At 45.4% G+C, this 19,672-nt stretch carries 19 protein-coding genes and 1 tRNA gene; 7 read left to right on the top strand and 13 right to left on the bottom strand.

Annotated features, from left to right (window positions below; genetic code table 11):
• Positions 1–233: 233 nt before the first annotated feature.
• Positions 234–371, bottom strand: coding sequence for a hypothetical protein (locus AACV78_RS05660; protein WP_194011122.1), 138 nt, complete (start codon positions 369–371; stop codon positions 234–236).
• Positions 372–662: 291 nt separating this feature from the next.
• Here AACV78_RS05660 and AACV78_RS05655 point away from each other — a divergent pair, with 291 nt between their 5' ends.
• A complete protein-coding gene (locus tag AACV78_RS05655; RefSeq protein WP_228042616.1) occupies positions 663–1,355 on the top strand; it encodes a hypothetical protein in 693 nt (230 codons plus the stop codon).
• A 152-nt stretch (positions 1,356–1,507) separates the two neighbouring features.
• Here the strand turns inward: AACV78_RS05655 and AACV78_RS05650 are convergent, their stop codons facing one another.
• The gene (locus AACV78_RS05650) at positions 1,508–2,269 is read right to left on the bottom strand and encodes a nucleotidyltransferase domain-containing protein (protein ID WP_194011124.1); all 762 of its coding nucleotides are present in this window, start codon (positions 2,267–2,269) and stop codon (positions 1,508–1,510) included.
• 50 nt (positions 2,270–2,319) lie between these two features.
• Positions 2,320–3,270 (bottom strand): nucleotidyltransferase domain-containing protein, encoded by a 951-nt coding sequence (locus AACV78_RS05645; protein ID WP_194011125.1) that lies wholly within the window; start codon positions 3,268–3,270, stop codon positions 2,320–2,322.
• Between the two features lie 391 nt (positions 3,271–3,661).
• Between AACV78_RS05645 and AACV78_RS05640 the strand changes: the two genes are divergently transcribed.
• Together AACV78_RS05640 and AACV78_RS05635 are read left to right on the top strand one after the other, a co-directional pair.
• Positions 3,662–3,826, top strand: coding sequence for a type II toxin-antitoxin system HicA family toxin (locus tag AACV78_RS05640; protein WP_194011126.1), 165 nt, complete (start codon positions 3,662–3,664; stop codon positions 3,824–3,826).
• Positions 3,826–4,032 (top strand): type II toxin-antitoxin system HicB family antitoxin, encoded by a 207-nt coding sequence (locus AACV78_RS05635; protein WP_194011127.1) that lies wholly within the window; start codon positions 3,826–3,828, stop codon positions 4,030–4,032. Before AACV78_RS05640 ends, AACV78_RS05635 begins: the two co-directional genes overlap by 1 nt.
• 37 nt (positions 4,033–4,069) lie before the next feature.
• Here the strand turns inward: AACV78_RS05635 and AACV78_RS05630 are convergent, their stop codons facing one another.
• From AACV78_RS05630 to AACV78_RS05600, 7 genes are all read right to left on the bottom strand, one after another.
• The gene (locus tag AACV78_RS05630; protein ID WP_194011128.1) at positions 4,070–4,435 is read right to left on the bottom strand and encodes a hypothetical protein; all 366 of its coding nucleotides are present in this window, start codon (positions 4,433–4,435) and stop codon (positions 4,070–4,072) included.
• A 53-nt stretch (positions 4,436–4,488) separates the two neighbouring features.
• Positions 4,489–4,560, bottom strand: a tRNA-Val gene (locus AACV78_RS05625).
• Positions 4,561–4,669: 109 nt separating this feature from the next.
• Positions 4,670–4,882 (bottom strand): DUF2839 domain-containing protein, encoded by a 213-nt coding sequence (locus AACV78_RS05620; RefSeq protein ID WP_194011129.1) that lies wholly within the window; start codon positions 4,880–4,882, stop codon positions 4,670–4,672.
• Positions 4,883–4,947: 65 nt separating this feature from the next.
• Positions 4,948–6,456, bottom strand: a complete 1,509-nt coding sequence (locus AACV78_RS05615) for an ATP-dependent DNA helicase (protein ID WP_194011130.1) — start codon at positions 6,454–6,456, stop codon at positions 4,948–4,950.
• 22 nt (positions 6,457–6,478) lie between these two features.
• Positions 6,479–8,008 carry a pentapeptide repeat-containing protein gene (locus AACV78_RS05610; protein ID WP_194011131.1) on the bottom strand — a complete coding sequence of 510 codons (1,530 nt, stop codon included), beginning with the start codon at positions 8,006–8,008 and terminating at the stop codon, positions 6,479–6,481.
• 299 nt (positions 8,009–8,307) lie between these two features.
• On the bottom strand, positions 8,308–9,870 hold the full coding sequence (locus AACV78_RS05605) for a pentapeptide repeat-containing protein (RefSeq protein ID WP_194011132.1): 1,563 nt from the start codon (positions 9,868–9,870) through the stop codon (positions 8,308–8,310).
• A gap of 95 nt (positions 9,871–9,965) precedes the next feature.
• Positions 9,966–11,531, bottom strand: a complete 1,566-nt coding sequence (locus AACV78_RS05600; RefSeq protein ID WP_194011133.1) for a pentapeptide repeat-containing protein — start codon at positions 11,529–11,531, stop codon at positions 9,966–9,968.
• Positions 11,532–11,545: 14 nt separating this feature from the next.
• Here AACV78_RS05600 and AACV78_RS05595 point away from each other — a divergent pair, with 14 nt between their 5' ends.
• The 4 genes from AACV78_RS05595 to ccmS all read left to right on the top strand — a co-directional run bounded on the left by AACV78_RS05595 (position 11,546) and on the right by ccmS (position 17,266).
• Positions 11,546–12,409, top strand: a complete 864-nt coding sequence (locus tag AACV78_RS05595) for a prephenate/arogenate dehydrogenase (protein ID WP_339383483.1) — start codon at positions 11,546–11,548, stop codon at positions 12,407–12,409.
• A gap of 67 nt (positions 12,410–12,476) precedes the next feature.
• On the top strand, positions 12,477–14,312 hold the full coding sequence (locus AACV78_RS05590) for an APC family permease (protein WP_194011135.1): 1,836 nt from the start codon (positions 12,477–12,479) through the stop codon (positions 14,310–14,312).
• Positions 14,313–14,864: 552 nt separating this feature from the next.
• Complete coding sequence (locus AACV78_RS05585; protein WP_370528852.1) at positions 14,865–16,664, top strand: ABC transporter ATP-binding protein; 1,800 nt, start codon at positions 14,865–14,867, stop codon at positions 16,662–16,664.
• Between the two features lie 167 nt (positions 16,665–16,831).
• On the top strand, positions 16,832–17,266 hold the full coding sequence (gene ccmS / locus AACV78_RS05580; protein ID WP_194011137.1) for a beta-carboxysome assembly chaperone CcmS: 435 nt from the start codon (positions 16,832–16,834) through the stop codon (positions 17,264–17,266).
• 368 nt (positions 17,267–17,634) lie between these two features.
• Here ccmS and AACV78_RS05575 read toward each other — a convergent pair whose 3' ends face one another.
• The 3 genes from AACV78_RS05575 to AACV78_RS05565 all read right to left on the bottom strand — a co-directional run bounded on the left by AACV78_RS05575 (position 17,635) and on the right by AACV78_RS05565 (position 19,601).
• The gene (locus AACV78_RS05575) at positions 17,635–18,570 is read right to left on the bottom strand and encodes a spermidine synthase (protein ID WP_194011138.1); all 936 of its coding nucleotides are present in this window, start codon (positions 18,568–18,570) and stop codon (positions 17,635–17,637) included.
• Positions 18,571–18,678: 108 nt separating this feature from the next.
• Complete coding sequence (locus AACV78_RS05570; RefSeq protein WP_194011139.1) at positions 18,679–19,287, bottom strand: adenylate/guanylate cyclase domain-containing protein; 609 nt, start codon at positions 19,285–19,287, stop codon at positions 18,679–18,681.
• 59 nt (positions 19,288–19,346) lie between these two features.
• Positions 19,347–19,601, bottom strand: a complete 255-nt coding sequence (locus tag AACV78_RS05565; RefSeq protein WP_194011140.1) for a hypothetical protein — start codon at positions 19,599–19,601, stop codon at positions 19,347–19,349.
• Between the last annotated feature and the right edge of the window lie 71 nt (positions 19,602–19,672).

Genomic DNA, 19,672 nt, shown 5'->3' with positions numbered 1-19,672 from the left:
GGTTGCAGGGTGGGGTGCTTTGGATTTTTGCAAGAGTTCTAGTTAATTAGTGTGGGAGACATGGGCGATCGGAAGTCGGGTTTGATGGACGAAAATTATCTGTTTTGACAGAAATATCACGTAAAAAACCCGGTTTCTTCGGTCTTAATGCCTCTAGGAGTGTTAATCTCCGGTTAATTCTGTCTCTTGTTCGATCTCAGAGTGTTTACTGAGATTGGCGATCGCCTTTGATGTCAGAAATTCTCCGCACTTAGGGCGATCGGCTCTCTGAAGCCGAGTTTCTCTGTCAGAGATCGATCGAATTTAGAGCTCTGCTCAACCGCAGTCAGGATTTCAGCTTCATTTTTGGATATCTCTAATTTACGTTTCAATCAATAAATTTTTAATTTGCAAAAATAAAATTAAGGGCGATCGATATCTGCTACATTGCTTAATCCCGCGACAACTTTACCGTAAAGAAAAATAAATTTTTCACCGCGATGACTCATCTATTCCCGTAGATATACCGAGAAAAGATTTTTTTCGATAACATATGCTTAATCAAAAATTAAACAAATGGTTAAGAAAAAATGAAATTCCAAATTCCTCTAACTCCTGGGACTATCACCCAATTTTTGCTTCGAGTTGTAACCTGTCTGGTTGTAATATCTTTTTTAAGCGAGATGGCCGCGTACTTCTTGCCTGGTGTCCGGTCTGAAAACTACTTCGTCAAGGTATTCAGCGTTAATTCCGAGCGAAACATTCCAACCGCATACTCAGCTTTGGCATTGCTATTTTGTTCTTTCTTGCTGGGTACGATCGCCTATATTAAAAATTTGGATAGTTGTCGCTACAAGAATCACTGGAAAGTTTTATCATTCATATTTTTATATATATCTATAGACGAAGCCGGTCAATTGCACGAAAAATTGGTACAACCGATGCGAACCATGCTAAATGCTACAGGAATTCTTTACTTTACTTGGATTGTGCCGATAGGTATTCTAGTAGTGATATTTCTCTTATCCTACATTAAGTTTCTGTTCCACCTTCCTGTTCCTACACGAAAATTGTTTGTTGCGGCAACCGTTATTTATATTGGAGGAGCGCTAGGGATGGAAATGGTAGGGGGATACCAAGCTTCTGTAGCGGGAGAAGATAATATACCTTACCGGATAATAGTGACGGTTGAAGAATCATTAGAAATGCTGGGAATCGTAGTATTTATCCACGCCTTAACGTCATATATCAAGACATATTTAGGCGGGTTAAGTTGGAATATTTACATACCCGGAAAACAAACACAGGTTACAGAACATGAAAATATCGGCATACCCGCCCTCAGCGAACCAGCCAACACAAATATCTCAAGGTAAATCACTTACAACCGGGTTTGATGAAGAACGAAAATACTGCATTCTGGTCTTGAATCACAATCAAAAACCCGGTTGTTTTAGTATTACTTTGTCTGGGAATAGATGTTCTGCAATCTTCGGCGCACCAAACGACTAATTAGAAGTGAAACAGCTTAGTTCACAGATGCCATCCTCACCTTTACCAAGAATTCACTAAGAGCAACCTTTGCATCAGGATTTGACGGCAAATGACTTGTCAAACTTGCCTCTTCTAATAAATTGATTAGCCGATCGCGCTCCTGCTGATAAAATTCAATATCTGTATCTTCCAGCACAGATTTTTCCTCCCCAGCCAGCTTGCGATCGATCAAATCAGGAATATACGACAACTGGAACTTGTCGTTAAGTTTAACCAAATTCGCCTCAACTTCCCCCGTTTGCATCAAATGAATCCCCGCCAGCAACACCCGATAAACGTACAGCAGCGGCTTAACTCGACGCGGGCTTTGTTTCTCAAACAATCTCCATTGAGTCTGAGCAAAACCGAGATAGTGGTGGCTGTGGTGCTTGGTAATGCAGTTCGAGGCCAGTTCTTTTAACTCTTCGTGTTCCTTGGTAGTATAAACTATGAGTGGCGAATACAGTTGTTCCAACACGTAGCCGTTGCGCTTCAACAGCAACTCAAGAAACTTCTTAATATCGTGAGTGACTAAATCGAGTTCCATTTTCTCCCGAACTTCCGAAACCTCGATTGTTTCTTCTCCCGAAATCAGTCCAATTACTTTCGGTAGCGGCAAGATATGTACTCCCCGCAAGTCGAAGTCAGAATCTGCGGAAGGAAAGCCGTATAAATGCGATCCGCTGACAGTCGCAAACAGCAGCGGATAAGGTCGAACTGAGATAATTTTGGCTAGATTGGAAATGTATTCTATCATTTTTCTCTTCAGTCTCGCGTTGCGCGGACTTTGTTTGACAAGAAGCGATTTCAATCGCCGATTAAAATCGCACTTCTACGAGATTTAATCAAAAACTGATTAGCTTTCTCGTAATTAGGACGTTCCGGTAAGGAAGTTTCTGCAAAAGCGCGATCGAACTCTGCGTGCAAGCTCAACCGCCAGCGATTCACCTCATCCCAGGATATTTCTTGATTGCGAATTGATAGCAATTGCGATCGAAAATCCTGCACCCGCACCGGCACAAACCCCTCTTTCAGCACCGTAATTCCTGACAGTAACAACCGAATTAAGTGCATAGCGTGCTTCGATCGCACTTCTCCTGTATTCCGCAAGTCTTGCTCCATTTTTTTAAATTGAGACAAAACGTAGCTATTGTAAGTTTGATAAATTAATTGAGACAGAAAGATTTCCCGAATTTCTAGCAATTTTTGTGCTACAGGAGAAACGGTTTCTACTAAAGGCGTGTACAAACATTCTAGCACATTGGGATTAGCTTTTAGTGCCAAAACCAGAAACTTTTGCAGTTCCCAATAACATTCCTGATTTTCCTTGTTTTCCAATTGTTCTGGAATGCCGTAAAGCGACCAATGAAGTATTGCCGGCGGCTGGTAAATCCCACGCCTGTCTGTATCGGATTGCTCGTTATCCAAACCGTAGGCTCTGGAACCAACAATGCAGCGGTAAATTACAGAATCATAGAGGTTGTATTCTGCAAGAAAATCTCCTCCTGACTGCAATCCTTCGCTCTGAAACTGCTTGCGGATGCTGAGTTCGTGCCGCCGCAAACTAACTTGTGTTCCGTCTGGGAGTTTGACTAAATATGCGTGGGAATTGTCCGTAGGCGATTGAACGATGACACCTACTAATCCCGGTTTCCAAGATTCGTTAGTTGCAGGGTTTTTGACTTCGATTTTGGTGACAATTTGGGTTCCTGCGGGGATGATTAAGTTGAAATTTTGGGAAATATTGGCATTTGCCATGAGGGAACCTCCTGCGGGGCACGAGCTACAAGGTTAGTGTAACATATATGTAGTATAAATAAAAGGGGGGTTTGGGCGATCGCGTCCCGCTTGCAGCCCGTGCTACGGCTGTTTTGGCATTGTTAAACATTGTCTTCGGATTGAGCAGGATAAGGTTTTTTATCAGTCGCGCAGATTACAATGGAGAGGTTGCTGAAGTTAGAGTATATTATCGGAATAAAAGTGTGGGAGTTGATTAGTTTTATAGATAGATGAACAATGAAAGTTAGAGAAGTTATTAAAATGTTAGAAGATGATGATTGGTAAGTAATTGGACAGAATTAATTACACACTGATTTTTTGCTGATTCTTTACTAGACAAGGCTTGTAGCCCAGAGTTTTGTGTAATTAATTGTGTCTTACTACTTATTTAGCTAGAACAAGGGGCAGTCACCGTCAATTTAAACACCCAGAAAAGGCTGGAACTGTAACTGTGTCAGGTAATTTAGGCGTTGATATGCCAGTTGGTACGCTTAAAAGTGTTTTGCGACAATCTCAACTAGAGGAGGAAGATTAATGCGTTATGCTGTTGTAATTGAAAAAGGTCAAACTAGCTACGGTGCGTATGTTCCCGATTTACCGGGATGTGTAGCTGTGGCTGAAAGTTTAGAAGAGGTAAGGCATTTAATTAAAGAGGCGATCGCATTTCATATTGAAGGACTACAAGAGGATGCTTTTCCTATTCCTGAACCTGTCTCTATTTGCGAATATGTTGAAGCTTAAGCTAAACACCAATTCCTTTTTATTTCCCGTCCGTTTCTCATTCTCCTCTCCGATAAGCTGCAATTTCTTCGGCAATTTCTTCATCAGTTAAAGGACGATCGGCGTGTAAAGCCTGGGTTTCTTCACATAAGTTGTTAAAATCTTCAGTTAAAGCTTGTCGGTGCGGATCGGGCTGATAACTCTTCTTAATTTCTTGGCTGATTTTGATTTTTTCTGCTAGTAAATCTTGTGCAGTTTTTCCTGAAAGAATCGTTACTACTTGCCGAGGTTGATTAAGATGCTGTTTTTCTGACAAAGCTTTTAAAGCATCAGTAATTACCCGATCGCGGGTTGTATATTTTCCTGTTTCTAAAAGTTGTTGCAATAACTTTTCTTGTTCTGAGTTCAGAATTATTTGGATCACAAAGTTACCTCTATTCCTGCGATCGCTCAAAATGAGTCGCCATAAATTTTGAATGGGCAATACTGGATTTGAACCAGTGACCCCTTCCGTGTGAAGGAAGTGCGCTACCACTGTGCTAATTGCCCGCAGATCGTTAACATATCACACTCACTCGATATTCGCAACTTAATTTTCCAAAAAATTCAGTTGCACTCGACACAATGCCCACAACACAGGCATTTGTCGAGCCTAGCATCAATCAACCACCCACCAACCCGCCGCAGGGCCGACAAACCGCACCACAATCCACCAACCCACCAACAGACTAATCCCGATCCAGCTTCCGCGAGATGTCCACCTCACAAAATCTTCGCTTTGGGTTTTCGTGATTGGCAGCCACGAAACGATGCGCTCTTCTTTACCGAATTCGTCGCCGATCGAATCTTTACGACGCTTAGCTTCACCCATAATTTTTGTCTGCTAAATCAGATTTCAATTGTATAACCAACCAAATTATAGGCCAACAGGTCATCTCAGGCCTGCGTCAGCCAAGTCGTATCCAAATAATTAATCCTCGCAAACGGACTCAGCGCCCCTAAAACCTGCTGCCCGTAACTGCGGTGAATCACCCTACTGTCAAAAATCGCCACAACCCCCTGACGTTCTCGCACCGGCGCGATCGCCCGCTGCAACTCATTCAGCGCCGCCGGCAGCAAATACAACCGAAACCAATCCTTGCGCTGCTCCTTATAATCAGCCACACGCGCCGCCACCAAAGGATTCTCTAAAGAAGGTAGCGGCAAAGTTGCGATCGCCAGCAAGTGAGGCACACTCAACTCCCCCTGATGTTCCCGCCAAAACTCCCACCCACTCACCAAAATCCCATTCTCCCCCATATCAGTTTTTTCTACCTGCACCCGAGAACCGAACTCAGAAGCCAAAATCGCCGCCAGCCGAGCCCTCAGCGGTACATCACCAACAATCAGCACCGTTAAACCCGCCACCGACACACTCATCAACAGCAAAGTCCGAATTTCTTGAATCAAAACACCCTGAAATTCCGGCGTATTCGGCAGCGGCAGCCAGTTGGGAATGTACAGTTGAATTAATTCGTTTTGTCGATCGGGCGAAAACTTCACACTCGTCAACTCCGGCAATCCCATCATTTGCCGGAAGATCGGCGCCTTCTGTTCCACATCCACCGCACAGCCAATCAACACCACAGGCACCGCAGACCAAATTTTGCCCAAAACCTCCGCCACCTGCACCGGCGCGCAGTAGAGAGAAAATGACCCGCTCGATCGATGAATTTGCGCCCACCGCAGTTGGCCGTTAGTTTGCCAGCAATCCCAAAAATTGCTCCAAGCAGCCGGAATCAGCCCGTTAAGCTCGATCCTTCCTAGCAGCCCCTCCAAAATATTTTGCTCTGCCGTTTCCAGCAAATAGCACTCGTCAGGCTTAGCTGGATGCAGAAACACAGCCCGCGTTAGCAGTACCCGCACTTGGAGGATTTCATCCGCCAGCATTGGCTCAGATTGCATTAAATCATTCCAGTCAGGAGGTTGCAAACCCGCAGTCAACTGCTGGCGCGTCCAAACTTCCAAATCATCCACACCGTCGATAATTGTCGGAATATTGCCGCGAAGTTCCGAATTTTCCGCCAAGCTATCCGCCAGCCAAGACTCTGGATCTATGAGCATCAGCCCTTGGAAATCGGCATTATTGGAATAAATCTCGATCGGCTTCTCTGTTTGCAGCCACTCTTGCAAGCGAGGAATTTCCACCCGCTGCAAATGTTCCAGCAGCGGTGTCGGCGCAACTAAAATCACCGGATCGGGCCACATCAACACCGGCAGCAAATAGCTGACTCGATACCGCTGTCGGTAAGCTCCTGCAGGAAGCCCCGTTTGAATTAGAGCGCTGCGCCCCAAGCGCAAAGCCCGCGCCACGAGCCGCGCCATCGTTAAATGGTGGGGCCAGTGCGGCTCGGAGTGCGATCGCAAGAAGTGGAGCAGCGAGTTGTGGACTTCTACCTCAATCAATCGATGTCACAGTTGATATTGCTCAATCAACATAATCAAAACTTGCCAGAAAATCAACTACTTTTTGACGATCGGGCACACTGAATTTATTCTCCTGATTTTTTCCACCTCGCCCACCAAAATTCGGGTGAGACTGCACGGTCAAACTTTCCTGCCCAGAACTAATTAAAATAGTTTGGGTAGGCGATTGAAAAAACTTAGTCTCCCGAGCTAAATCTAGTGTTATTTGCAGCATTTCCTTCGCTTCACTTAAATTATCTATCGCTGCATTCAATCCTTTATACAACTGCACAATTCGGTTTTTATTCAAATTTTGACTTGCGATATTTTTGCTAACAGCCACAATATTTTTCTGAGTGTCTAAAGCATCATTAAAAGGCAAAATTGCTAAAAAAGCGACTGGCAATAAATGCTCGTCGCTCTCAAGTCTAAAAGTTATATTTGTCCGGCGGTAGCCTACTTCAATATTCGGAGGAAAGCTCATTGCCCGGTAATGCCTAGCTATTTCGCTATACGCTGTTGCTAAAGTGATGTTTGCTGAGTAATCTAAAACTGCATCAACCACAATTCGCACTAATCCCGGCGTGTGATTTAAAAATTTTCTCGCTTCAGACGGCGAATTAAATTGTTGAATCGCAGAGCGATCGCCAGCAGAGCTGATATCAACCCACTCGCAACTAATATTATCAGCGATGATGCCAAACCTGGGAACCGAATAGAGTTTAGCCCCAGTTAAAGTTGCCCCCGTCAAATCTGCCCCCACCCAATCTGCGTTAATCAAATTAGTTTCTGTCAAATCTGCGTGAACCAAATGAGCATTGGCTAAATTAGTATTTCTTAAATCCGCTCCGTTGAGGTTAGCTCCGTTGAATTTAGTATCGATCAGATCTGCGCCGTTGAGGTTAGCTCCGCTCAAATCGGCCCATTTGAGGTTAGCTCCGCTCAAATTGGCACCGCTGAGATTCACCCCCTGCAAACAAGCTTGTCTCAGATCCGCATCGATTAAATTCACGCCATTAAGTTCTGCTTTTGTCAAATCCGCACCGTGCAAGTTAGCTCCTTGAAAGTTAGCCGATGAAGCCGAAGCACCTCTGAGATTTGCACCGGAAAGATTAGCACCGCACAGGTTAGCTTCTATCAGTTTTACCTCTCTTAAATCGGCTTCCGTCAGATTAGCGCGACTGAAGTTAGTTTGGCTGAGTTGACAGCGGACTAATTCCCCTCTAATCAGCGATGCTCCGATTAATTGAGCCGCAGTTAAATCGGCTCTCACTAAGTTGGCTACGTTGAGATTAGCCCCATTTAAGATTGCCCGCGAGAGATTGGTGCTGCTGAGTCTAGCCACATTTAGGTTAGCTTCCGTCAAGTCAGCATCGCTCAAGTTAGCGCCGCTGATGTTGGTGATAAATAAGCTAGCCCGCCTTAAAATTGATTGGCTGAGGTTGATGCGGCTGAGATTAGCTTCATTCAGATTGATTCCTGTGAAATCTCTGTCGCCTTCTGTGTATCTTTTGACGAGTTCAAATCGTTTGAGAAGTTCTTCAGCTCCCATTTTTGTTTACCTGAATGAAATGCCGATCGGCTAATTTGTATGTGGCATAAATCTAAATTATTTCCACTGAATTTATATAGCAAACCCAAGGTTATTACATTGTTAATTGCTGAAATTATTGCCAACAATTGTATTTACATTTTTCTTGATTCCTCCTTCCGACGGACTTACATCCGTTATATCCGTTACATCCGTTACATCCGTTATATCCGTTACATCCCGTACATTGCTCGTTGCCGAACTTCCTTCTTCCTTCTTCCTTCTTCCTTCTTCCTTCTTCCTTCTTCCTTCAGCTATATTTACTCGCCTAGCTGATAAAAGCTTTTGACAAACTCAACCACCGTATTTAGCGGAGGGGTTGTGAATCTTTGGGCTTTAATTGCAGGACTGATCGAGGTTTTGGTGACTCCAGGCAAATTTGCCAAATTTCTGCCAAAGTCTGGGTGATAGTGAACCATCAAACTTTCGGCGATGGAGTTAGCGAGTATAGTTTGGGTAGGCGATTGGAAAAAACTCGACATCAATTCGCGTTCGAGGCGAATTGGCTGAATTTTTAATTCCCCTATTTTTCTGATTGTTTTGGTCAGCATTACGTTCAATTGGACTACTAGATTTGAGACTCTGACTCCCTGGTTATTGCCGTTTTGGGGTTGAATCATTTTGATCAAAGTAATGAGATTTTTTTGAGTAAATGCCGCGTCGCTAAAGGGAATAATGGCAACGAAAGCTGTGGAAAATAATTGCTCGTCCCGCTCTATTCTAAACGAAATGATTGTCCGCCGCGAGTTAACTTCTATGCTGGGAGGATGGCTCAAACCCGAGTATTGACGGGCAATTTGGCGGTAGGCAGCCGCGAGGGCAAAGTTAGCATCGGGGTCTAGGGGTCGATCGACAATAATTTGAACTGTCGGCGGTGTAGCATTAAAAAACCGTTGAGATTCTTGTGAGGTAAACCGCTGGATGTGGCTGCGATCGCCGTTGGGACTGAGGTCAACCCAATCGCAGGTAATATCATCTGCTTTCAGATCAAACCTCGACACTCCATAAATTTTTGCCCCCGTCAGCGCCGCCCCGGTCAAATCTGCGCCCACCCAATCAGCGTGAATCAAATTCGCTTGAGTCAAATCCGCGTGTACCAGAGTAGAGTTCAACAGATTGACATTGCTCAAATTTGCCCCGTACAAGTTCGCCCCGCTCAATCTCGCTTCATCGAGGTCAGCGCCGGTCAAGTTTGCCCCGCTGAGGTCGGCCCACCGCAGATTAGCGCCTCGCAAGTCAGCGCCGCTGAGGTTGGCTTGAGACAGATTAGCTTGTCTGAGTTCTGAATTACAGAGGTTTACTCCTCGTAAGTCCGCCCTGCTGAGGTCGGCTCTGTGCAAGTTAGCCCGTTCCAAGTTGGCCGCTGTCAAACAAGCACCTCTGAGGTGAGCCCCGCTGAGGTCAGTTTGCTCTAGATTGGCTTCTCTGAGGGTTGCTTCTCTCAAATCTGCTTCGCTGAGGTTCGCACCGCTCAAGTTTGCACCGCTGAGGTCGGCTCTGATCAGTTCGGCTCTGATCAGTGTGGCTTCGACGAGTTGGGCTTCGCTGAGGTCGGCTCGAATCAGGTTAGCTACGTTGAGAATAGCGCCGCTGAGGTTGGCTTTGTTGAGATTAGCACCGCTGAGTCTAGCAACATTGAGTTTGGCTTTTCTCATGTTGGCGTTTGACAGATTGGTGCCGCTCATGTTGGTTAGGCTCAAGATTGCCTCGCTGAAATTAGCCCCAGCTAGATCGATCCTGCTGAGATTTGCCTCGCACAGGAGGATGGCAGTAAAGTCTCTTTCTCCTGCTGCATATTTGGCTATGAGTTCTTCGGCGTCCATGCTGTTCACTTTCCCTGATGTGTTAGCTAGAACAAAGCTTTGTTGTGCCAACCTTTAAATAGAATAAGCATTTTTTGTAACTTGATGCAATATGCTTAGACATCTATATTGTGGAAGCCTTTTATAAAATCCAAAATGCTGCTGATATTAGCTTGACCCAATTTTGTATTTTCGGCTAATTTGGCGGTGGTTGCATTGTTCGGAGCGTATTTTTTTTTGAGCTGGCGCTTGCCGAAGGCTGGGTGATGATATACGCAAATTTTTTGATCGCTGGAATTAATTAAGATCATCTGTGTAGGAATTTGAAAAAAATTGATGCTTTCGCCGATTCTTGGAAAAGAACTTGAAATTTTAATTTGGTCTACTTTGCTGATAGCTTGGTTGAGATCTTTGCTGGATAATTGGACGTGTTTGGATTCTTTAACGTTAAGTTTGCCTGCGTCGTGGGATTGAATCATTTTCATCAAAGCTATCAGGTTTTTTTGAGTTGTGGCGGCGTCGTTAAAAGGAATGATGGCAACGTAAGCGGTGGCAAATAATTTATCGTCGCTGTCCATTTTAAAGGCGAGTACGGTGCGCCTGGAGCTGACTTCGATGGTGGGCGGCTGACTTAAAGTCGGGTATTGTTGGGCAATTTGGTAATAAGTTGCAGCTAGGGCAAAATGAGCGCCTTGGTCTAGGGGCGAGTCAATTACAATCCGAACTGTGGGTAAGGTTTCGTGAAAAAATTCGTTGGTTCCTCCCGAGTTTAACCAATAAATTTGGCTGTGGTCGCCGTTGGGGCTTAGATCTACCCATTTGCAGGTCATGCCTTCGGTTTTGATACCCAGCCGCGAAGCTGCGTGGAGTTTGGCTCCGGTTAAGGTGGCTCCGGTTAAGTCGGCTCCAATCCAGTCGGCGCGGATCAGATAGGCGTTTGACAGGTCGGCGTGAACTAAACTTGCATTGAGTAAGTTGGCGTGGCAGAGGTCGGCTCTGCTGAGGTCGGCTCCGCTCAATTTGGCTTCGCTCAAATCTGCCCAGCGCAGGTTGCAGCCGCTGAGGATGGCCCAGCGCAAATTGACTCCGCTGAGGTCGGCTCCGCTGAGTATGGCTTGAGTGAGATTGGCTTGTCGGAGTTCCGTCCCTCGCAAGTCGGCGCTGCTGAGGTCGGCTCGACTGAGGTCGGCACCTTGCAGGTTGGCTTGTTCGAGGTTGGCTTCTGTCAAGTACGCGCCGCTTAGGTGAGCGCCTCGGAGGTTGGCTCCGCTGAGGTTGGCTCCTCGCAGGGTGGCTTCGGTGAGGGTGGCTCCGCTGAGGTTGGCTCCGCTGAGGTTGGCTCCGCTGAGTTCGGCTCGAATTAGCTCGGCTCTGATCAGTTTGGCTCCTGTGAGGTTGGCTCTTTTGAGGTCAACTCGCACTAGGTAGGCGACGTTGAGGTCGGCGTCGGTGAGGTTTGCACCGCCGAGATGGGCACCGCTGAGTCTGGCGATGTTGAGTTTGGCACCGGTCAGGTCGGTTTTGCTGAGGTTGGCTCCGCTGAGGTTTGCTACACTCAGATTCGCACCCTTGAGGTTGGCTCCGCTCAAGTTGACGCCGCTGAGGTTGGCCTCAGTTAGGTTGATTCCGGCAAAGTTTCTTTCTCCGGCGGCATATTTTTTTAGGAGTTCCTCGACTGTCATGGGGGCGGCACCGTATCATTTATCCCCATTTTATTGCTATGAATATCGGTATTGTAGGACTTGGTTTAATTGGTGGCTCGATCGCTCTGGATTTGCGATCGCGCGGGTTTGATGTTTTTGGGGTTTCGAGTCGCCAGCAGACTTGCGATCGCGCGCAAGAAAGCGGTGTTGTCTCTGAAGCCAGCATACACCTGTCTCTGATGGCAAGAGCCGATTTGGTTTTTATTTGCACGCCGTTAGGAGCGATCGAGTCGATCGCCCGAGAGTTGGTGCCCTATCTTTCCCCTGATACTATTCTAACCGATGTCGGTTCCGTAAAAACACCCATAGTACAAGCTGTGTCTTCTCTGTGGCCGAATTTTGTGGGGGGACATCCGATGGCGGGGACGGCACAAAACGGCATTGAGGCGGCGGTAAGGGATTTGTTTGTGGGGCGGCCTTATGTGGTGACTCCGACTCCCCAGACTCCGCTGCACTCTGTGGAGAAGGTGGAGGAAATTGCGCGGTTGTTGGGCGCTAAAGTTTATCGGTGCGGAGCACAGGAGCACGATCGAGCTGTGGCTTGGATTTCTCATTTGCCGCTGATGACTAGCGCGACTCTGGTTGCTGCCTGCGCTGTTGAGGGCGATCGGGATATTGTTAATTTAGCCCAACATTTGGCGAGTTCGGGTTTTCGGGATACGAGTCGCGTAGGGGGCGGAAACCCGGAGTTGGGAGTGATGGTGGCGAAATACAATCGAGAGGAATTGCTGCGATCGCTCTCTATCTACCGCGACAGTCTCGACGAGTTTATCAACGATATCGCATCCGAAAATTGGCAAGCTCTCGAACATAAGCTAAAGCATACTCAAAAAGCCAGAAATAATTATAACTTGTGAGCCGAAAATTGCTTAAAACTGCTCCCATCTCGATTATGATTTGTGGACGCCTCTATATTGAGTTTTAATGTACACCTATTCTCGACTCAAGCGGGTTTTACTGGGTGAATCTTTGCCCACTAGCGCATCTGTTCACGAACGTCTGAGCAACGCTACAGGACTTGCTGTTCTTGCTTCCGATGCACTGTCGTCTGTTGCCTACGCTACTCAAGAAACTTTGCTGGTACTCTTACTAGCGGGGAGCAGCAGTTTGAGTTGGTCGTTACCTATTTCGGGCATTATTGTTTTACTGCTGGCGATCGTGGCCCTGTCTTACCGGCAGACGATTAAAGCTTATCCAAAGGGCGGCGGCGCTTACATTGTAGCGCGAGAAAATTTGGGTACTTATCCGGGTTTGATCGCAGCAGCTTCCCTGATGATTGACTACATACTCACAGTTACGGTGAGTATTTCTGCTGGTGTGGCAGCCTTGACTTCAGCGGTTCCCTCGCTGTTGCCCTATACGGTGGAAATATGCTTAGTTTGTATTGTCTTAATCATGTTTGCCAATCTCAGGGGCTTGCGGGAATCTGGCAAAATATTTATGGTTCCCACCTATGCGTTTATCGCGGGTATTTTTGTCTTGATTGGCTGCGGTTTATTCCAACAGGCAACAGGTCATGTTTTGCCGGCATTAGAAAATATTCCAGCTAAAGAACCTTTGGGATTGTTTCTGATCGCGCGCGCCTTTGCTGCTGGCTGTACGGCGCTGACTGGAGTTGAAGCGATATCGGACGGTGTGTTGGCTTTTAAACCTCCTGAATGGAAGAATGCGCGCCTAACTTTAACTTATTTGGGCGTAATTCTGGGGGTAATGTTTTTAGGAATTAGTTACTTGGCCCATATTTATCAAGTGATTCCTCAAGAAAATGAAACCCTGCTTTCTTTGTTGGGAAAAGATATTTTTGGAGTAGGCATATTTTATTACTATTTGCAGGTTGCAACTCTGTTAATTTTGCTGTTGGCGGCGAATACGAGTTATGCGGATTTTCCGCGACTGTGTTATTTTTTGGCGCGGGACGGGTTTTTGCCTAGGCAGTTGTCGCTGTTGGGCGATCGGCTGGTTTATTCTAATGGCATTAATCTGCTCAGCTTCTGCGCGGCTTTGTTAATTATTATCTTCCAAGGCGATACCACTGCAATAATTCCGCTGTATGCGGTTGGAGTTTTTACTTCTTTTACTCTGTCTCAATCGGGAATGGTAATTCACTGGTTTAAGGAGCGAGGTAAAGGTTGGCAAGCTAGTGCTGTGATGAACGGTATTGGTGCAGTGGCAACCACGGGAGTTTTGGCTGTAATTGTCGCTACCAAATTCCTTTTGGGAGCTTGGGTTGTGGTAGTAACTATTCCGATCGTAGTCAGTTTATTTTTAGCTATTAACCGACACTATCGCTATGTAGCCGCTCGCTTGAGCATTCAGGGAATCGCACCTAAATCCTATCTTCGGAGACCTAAAGTTAAGGAGGTGAAACATCCGGCAGTGGTGCTAGTCGGACAGTTGCACCGGGGAACTTTGGATGCGCTGGATTACGCTCGTTTAATTGCTGATGAGGTTGTGGCGGTTCACGTAGATATTGGTTTGACAGACATAGCAAAATTGCAAGCGGCTTGGCAAGATTTGCAGTCTGACATTCCTTTGGAAATTCTGGAATCGCCTTACCGTTCTGTTGGCGAGCCTTTAACTCACTTTTTGGCTTTGTTTGAAGAGCGGCGGCCGGGAGTGTTCTTAACGCTGATTATTCCGGCGTTTGTGACGCGAAATTGGTGGGAGGGACTGCTGCACAATCAAACTGCTTTCTTTTTGAAGGCGGCTTTGCGGGGTAAAAAAAGTCTGGTGGTGACGACGGTGAGGTATTTTCTTTGACATACTCACCGACCTCTTATTTGCGGTGATTTAACGCTTCGCTGGCTGACGCGACCAAAGCCGTCTTATTCTGTCTTTGCGTCCGTTTTGAATCGAAGAAGCACCGGCCGCGTACAAGCCGATTCAACCGGTGATTGACCTATAAGTTGAGGCGCAAATGGTGGGGATAGTCGCTAAAATGAAGCCTGTGTTAACATTTAAAGCCTAGGCTTGCTTATTTGTTCCTGCTCAAAAACTGATTTCATGAACAGTTAAGATGCCAGTTCCACAACCTGTGATAGTAAGTATAATATAGCAGTTCTCACTCTCGATGAGGTATGGATCGATAGATCCTGCAATCCTTCAATCCCCCAATCTAAAATCTAAAATCTAAACCTGTACCTCACATTTTTGAGAAAGGCTATATCATGTCCGGTCGATTCACCGCAATCATATTAGGTTCGTAGTGCGGACTTGAGTCTGCTCGGATGAAAGCGGACTCAAGTCCGTACTACGAATCCTTTTTATTACGAGTAATCGAGCGAAGCTGATATAAAATCTAAAAATTACCCAATTACCCCCAATCCTCAATTGTCACCAGATCAATCAAAACCTGTCCATCCCCTGAAGCGGCTGCTGAAGTACGGCCGCCGCTACCGCATCAAAACTTGGCTGGCAAGTATTTGCTCGCTGCTGAATAAATTCTTTGATTTAGCGCCGCCAGCATTAATCGGTATTGCCGTTGATGTAGTGGTGAAACAACAAGATTCTATCCTGGCTAAGTGGGGCATCAAAGATGTTTTTTGGCAACTGGCAATTATTACTATTTTGAGTTTAATTGTTTGGACGCTGGAATCTGTTTTTGAATATGCTTACGATTATTTGTGGCGCAATTTAGCTCAGGATATCGAACACGATTTGCGTCTGGAAGCTTACAGCCATTTGCAAGAATTAGAATTAGCTTATTTTGAAGAACGCAGTACGGGTGGTTTGATTTCTATTCTCAACGATGATATCAATCAACTCGAACGTTTTTTGGACGACGGCGCTAATGAGGTGATTCAGGTAATTACAACCGTTGTCGTAATCGGCGCGGCTTTTTTTGCTGCATCTCCTGGTGTTGCTGGGCTATCAATGCTGCCGATACCTTTTATTATTTGGGGTTCGATCGCCTTTCAAAACCGCCTCGCTCCTCTCTATGCTGACGTGCGGGAAAAAGTGAGTTTTCTGAACGGGCAACTGTCGAATAATTTGATGGGAATTACTACTATTAAAAGTTTTACTTCCGAAGATTACGAAACTCAGCGCATCGAAACACAAAGCCAAGCTTACCGCCAAAGCAATCAACGGGCGATCGCACTTTCGGCTGCTTTTATTCCGCTGATTCGGGTGGTGATTTTCTTGGGGTTTATTGCAACGCTGTTTCTGGGCGGTTTGGAGGTTGTGGCGGGCCGATTGTCTGTGGGAACTTACAGCGTTTTGGTGTTTTTAACCCAGCGGTTGCTGTGGCCGCTGACTCGCCTGGGAGATACTCTGGATCAATACCAGCGGGCAATGGCTTCTACTAATCGGGTGATGAATTTGTTGGATACGCCGATCGCCATTCGCACGGGCGATATTCGGCTGCCGGTTAGTTCGATTAAGGGCGAAATAGAATTTAAAAATGTTACCTTTTCTTACAATCAAAGAAAGCCGATTTTGCAGTATTTTTCCCTGACTCTGCCGGCGGGGAAAACTACTGCGATTGTTGGCGCAACTGGTTCGGGAAAAAGTACGCTGGTAAAATTGATTTTGAGGCTTTACGAGGTACAGTACGGTCAGATTTATCTCGACGGTATAGAATTAAATAACCTGAATTTAAAAGATTTGCGGAGAGCGATCGGATTGGTGAGTCAAGATGTGTTTTTGTTTCACGGTACGGTGGCAGAAAATATTGCTTACGGCAGTTTTGAAACCAGCGAGCGAGAGATAGTAAATGCTGCTAAAATTGCGGAAGCTGACGAGTTTATCGCGCAATTGCCGGAGGGTTACAAGACTATTGTGGGGGAACGCGGTCAAAAATTGTCGGGGGGACAGCGGCAGCGAATTGCTATTGCGAGGGCTGTTTTGAAAAATCCGCCGATTTTGATTCTTGATGAAGCTACTTCAGCGGTGGATAACGAGACGGAGGCGGCAATTCAGCGATCGCTCGAACGAATTACCAAGAATCGCACTACAATTGCGATCGCCCACCGTCTTTCTACAGTCCGCAATGCCGATTGCATTTGTGTCATGGAAGAGGGGCTAGTGGTAGAATCGGGGCAGCACGAACAACTTATCGAACACGACGGAGTTTATGCGTCACTCTGGCGCGTGCAATCTGGTATAAGATAGAAACGCAGCGGTTTTGGGCATTGGCCAAACAGGTCATTGGGCATTGGTCATTGGTAATTAGTTATTCACACTCTTCTAATAACAAATCACCAATAACAAATAACCAATAACAAATAACCAATAACAAATAACCGTAAGATCTTAGTTTCTACAAGCAAAAAGAGAAAATGTTTTTATTTGATAGCCCCCAGTCCAAACCCAATCCCAATAGCTGGCGCAGCAAGTTGGATACATTTGTCAAAGATAACAAACAAGAATTGGCTGCTTTGGCTTGGGGGCTATTTTTGGAGAGGGGCGAGGAAAGTGAAGATGTTTTAGGAATTGATGTTGTAGAAAAGCCGCGTTTCGTATATTTCAAAAAAGATGCGATCGAGGAATTGAACCGCCAAGTCAAAAATCACATTCAGGAAATTTTAGGAATTTTAAAAGCTCACAAACCTGAAAAAGAAGTGACAATTGTGGCGATCGGTGAAGGTGAAATCAAGCTAATTTTATTTGAAATTGACCCCGCACCTCCTGTTTGTTTTGAGCAAGCAGCGACGGATGTCGATACATTGTTGGCTAAGCTGGAAAAGCAGATGCTTGAATATATGAAAGGGTAAGTTATTTCCTTGATTGGTTTTTTACCGAATCTCTGGATAACAACGAAGAATCTTCGCAAAAACCCGGTTTCTCACCTCCCTTTTGGCTGGAATTACGCACTACGCCAAAGAAACCGGGTTTTTTACCGAATCTCTGGATAACAACGAAGAATCTTCGCAAAAACCCGGTTTCTCACCTCCCTTTTGGCTGGAATTACGCACTCCGCCAAAGAAACCGGGTTTTTTACCGAATCTCTGGATAACAACGAAGAATCTTCGCAAAAACCCGGTTTCTCGCCTCCCTTTTGGCTGGAATTACGCACTACGCCGCATCAGGAACAGGCAAGATGCCTGTTCCACAAAAGTAAACCCGGACTTATTATCAACAATCAAAATAACCAAGAATCAAAATAGCCAACAGGCGGCGAATGGTCATGCAAAATTTGAGTTCGATCTAAATTAGCTATAATTTCAGCCAATTCTCTACCTACTCTAATATCAAGGGCCCTATCGATTAACGAAAATGAAAAATCATGCCCGTCTTGCAAATATTTTGCTCTAGCAACAATCTCGTCTTTCTCTAAAATAGGGCCGTTACTCCCAATTAAAACGCTATTAATATCCTTCCAAGGGCAGACGCATACCTGGGAAAACACGCTTTGAAAAGTCTTCACCTTTTCGGCATAAAACTCATCTCTTTGTAGCAGATTTACTAGCACAACTCCGGCGCTTGACAAGTGTTTTTGGCAGAGTTGATAAAATTCTTTGGTAGCCAGCCGGTGCGAAGAGTAACCGTTGCCACAAAATACGTCTGTCATGATGATATCGTACTGAATATCTGAACTTTGTTGCTCTAGATACTCTCTCCCATCTTGGATTGTGACGCTGAGTCGGCTGTCAAACTGCACTCCAAAACACTTTGTGGCTGCTGAAATCGCGATCGGGTCCACATCAGCACATTCTATAACAATTTCCGGCAAATAATGGTGCAGGACTAACGGAATTCGGGCACCGCCAAACCCAGCTATATAGACTTTTTTGGGTTGATTTTGCCAAACTAAACCCAACATCATCGCTTGGGTATATTCAGAAACTAAATGCAGGGGATTGTTGAGGTCGATGACAGATTGCAATAAATCTGTATGCAAATTTACTTTCTCTACCAAAGAGAATTTTATTTTATTTTTATGTTTATTAACTGTAACATAGTGAACTCCCGACTCTTGACAAAAAATAACTCCATCCGGCTGTTGTTGCACCCAAGCCAGCCGCTGTTGAATATTCGCTAAATTGAGAGTTTGCCAGTTTTTTTGTTGGTCAATCATTAATTTTAAATTTTATGGCACAAAGGGGCAGTCAGAAACCGGGTTTTTGGAGAAAATTCTGCTTTGTCGCCCGCAGATTCAGCAAAAAACCCGGTTTCTTGAGTTTGATTAAGCAGGCTGTACGCGCTTGTAAGTCACTAACTCCAAACCAGAAATAGAAAAATCAACTCTTTCCCAATCTTCCTTCTCGCCTTCCAAATTTTCAAACGCTGCGGAGGTGAGCAAAATCTCTCCCCGTTCCGCCAAATCCTCTCCCAGCTTGGATGCTAGATTGAATTCAGATCCGTACATATCCTCTCCTTCCAGCATCAAAATATCACCGTAGCCAATTCCAATGCAGAGGTAAATATCCATTTCCGGCGGCAGAGTTGTGTTGACAGCCCCCGTTTGTTTCAGACAGTCAATTGCAGTGTCTACAGCCGATTTCACATCGGGAAATACTGCAAAAATATTGTCGGCTTCTTCTTTAACAACAATGCCGCTATATTCCGAAATTACGGGCTTGACAATTCCGTGCATCCGGTGAATCATTGCCAGAAAGTGGATGATTCCGTAGCGGACAGTTGTTCGCGAAAACCCCGACATATCCATTACTAAAATTGCGTGGGTTTGGCGGAATGTGGCATTAATTTTTTCATCAATTTCTGCCATTCTTTCGGGGTGTTCGTTTCTTTCTTGCAGCAATTTTTCTAAATAACTGCGGTTATTTGTTTTCATTAGCTAATAATACTAGATTTGGGTAATTTTTCTCAATTTTATTCAGCGCTTCTAAGCCGTCATCTGCCTGAATTACGTTCAATCCGCTGCATCTCAACTGATGTGAAATGCACTCTCGCTGGCTGCGGGAATCTTCCACCACTAAAACTGTACTTATCACTCCCCACCTGGTTTTTTAGGTGAACTCGTTCGCTGCTGTGAGTTGTCATTACTGAAATTATTTTACCCGCATTGGATGAATTTGCGATCGCCTTCCCGGAAAAGCTGCTGGGGCTAATTTTCAACCGAGAAGTTGTTGGCAAGCTGTTGTGCATTTAAATTGTATATTTCGACTATAGATCAAAAATCTTCTCCCCCTCTTTACCCCCTCGCGAAGCCGAATGGC

It is taken from the genome of Tychonema sp. LEGE 07196, assembly GCF_963890365.1.
GTDB lineage: Bacteria > Cyanobacteriota > Cyanobacteriia > Cyanobacteriales > Microcoleaceae > Microcoleus.
Note: the sequence above shows the minus strand (reverse complement) of the source record. Positions and strands in the feature narration are given on the sequence as shown.

Excerpts from the sequence above, each read along its gene's own strand:
- AACV78_RS05590 (WP_194011135.1), top strand. The coding sequence starts at position 12,477 with ATGTACACCTATTCTCGACTCAAGCGGGTTTTACTGGGTGAATCTTTG.
- AACV78_RS05650 (WP_194011124.1), bottom strand. The coding sequence starts at position 2,269 with ATGATAGAATACATTTCCAATCTAGCCAAAATTATCTCAGTTCGACCT.
- ccmS (WP_194011137.1), top strand. The coding sequence starts at position 16,832 with ATGTTTTTATTTGATAGCCCCCAGTCCAAACCCAATCCCAATAGCTGG.
- AACV78_RS05600 (WP_194011133.1), bottom strand. The coding sequence starts at position 11,531 with ATGACAGTCGAGGAACTCCTAAAAAAATATGCCGCCGGAGAAAGAAAC.
- AACV78_RS05635 (WP_194011127.1), top strand. The coding sequence starts at position 3,826 with ATGCGTTATGCTGTTGTAATTGAAAAAGGTCAAACTAGCTACGGTGCG.
- AACV78_RS05565 (WP_194011140.1), bottom strand. The coding sequence starts at position 19,601 with ATGCACAACAGCTTGCCAACAACTTCTCGGTTGAAAATTAGCCCCAGC.
- AACV78_RS05610 (WP_194011131.1), bottom strand. The coding sequence starts at position 8,008 with ATGGGAGCTGAAGAACTTCTCAAACGATTTGAACTCGTCAAAAGATAC.
- AACV78_RS05655 (WP_228042616.1), top strand. The coding sequence starts at position 663 with ATGGCCGCGTACTTCTTGCCTGGTGTCCGGTCTGAAAACTACTTCGTC.
- AACV78_RS05605 (WP_194011132.1), bottom strand. The coding sequence starts at position 9,870 with ATGGACGCCGAAGAACTCATAGCCAAATATGCAGCAGGAGAAAGAGAC.
- AACV78_RS05570 (WP_194011139.1), bottom strand. The coding sequence starts at position 19,287 with ATGAAAACAAATAACCGCAGTTATTTAGAAAAATTGCTGCAAGAAAGA.
- AACV78_RS05575 (WP_194011138.1), bottom strand. The coding sequence starts at position 18,570 with ATGATTGACCAACAAAAAAACTGGCAAACTCTCAATTTAGCGAATATT.
- AACV78_RS05620 (WP_194011129.1), bottom strand. The coding sequence starts at position 4,882 with ATGGGTGAAGCTAAGCGTCGTAAAGATTCGATCGGCGACGAATTCGGT.
- AACV78_RS05645 (WP_194011125.1), bottom strand. The coding sequence starts at position 3,270 with ATGGCAAATGCCAATATTTCCCAAAATTTCAACTTAATCATCCCCGCA.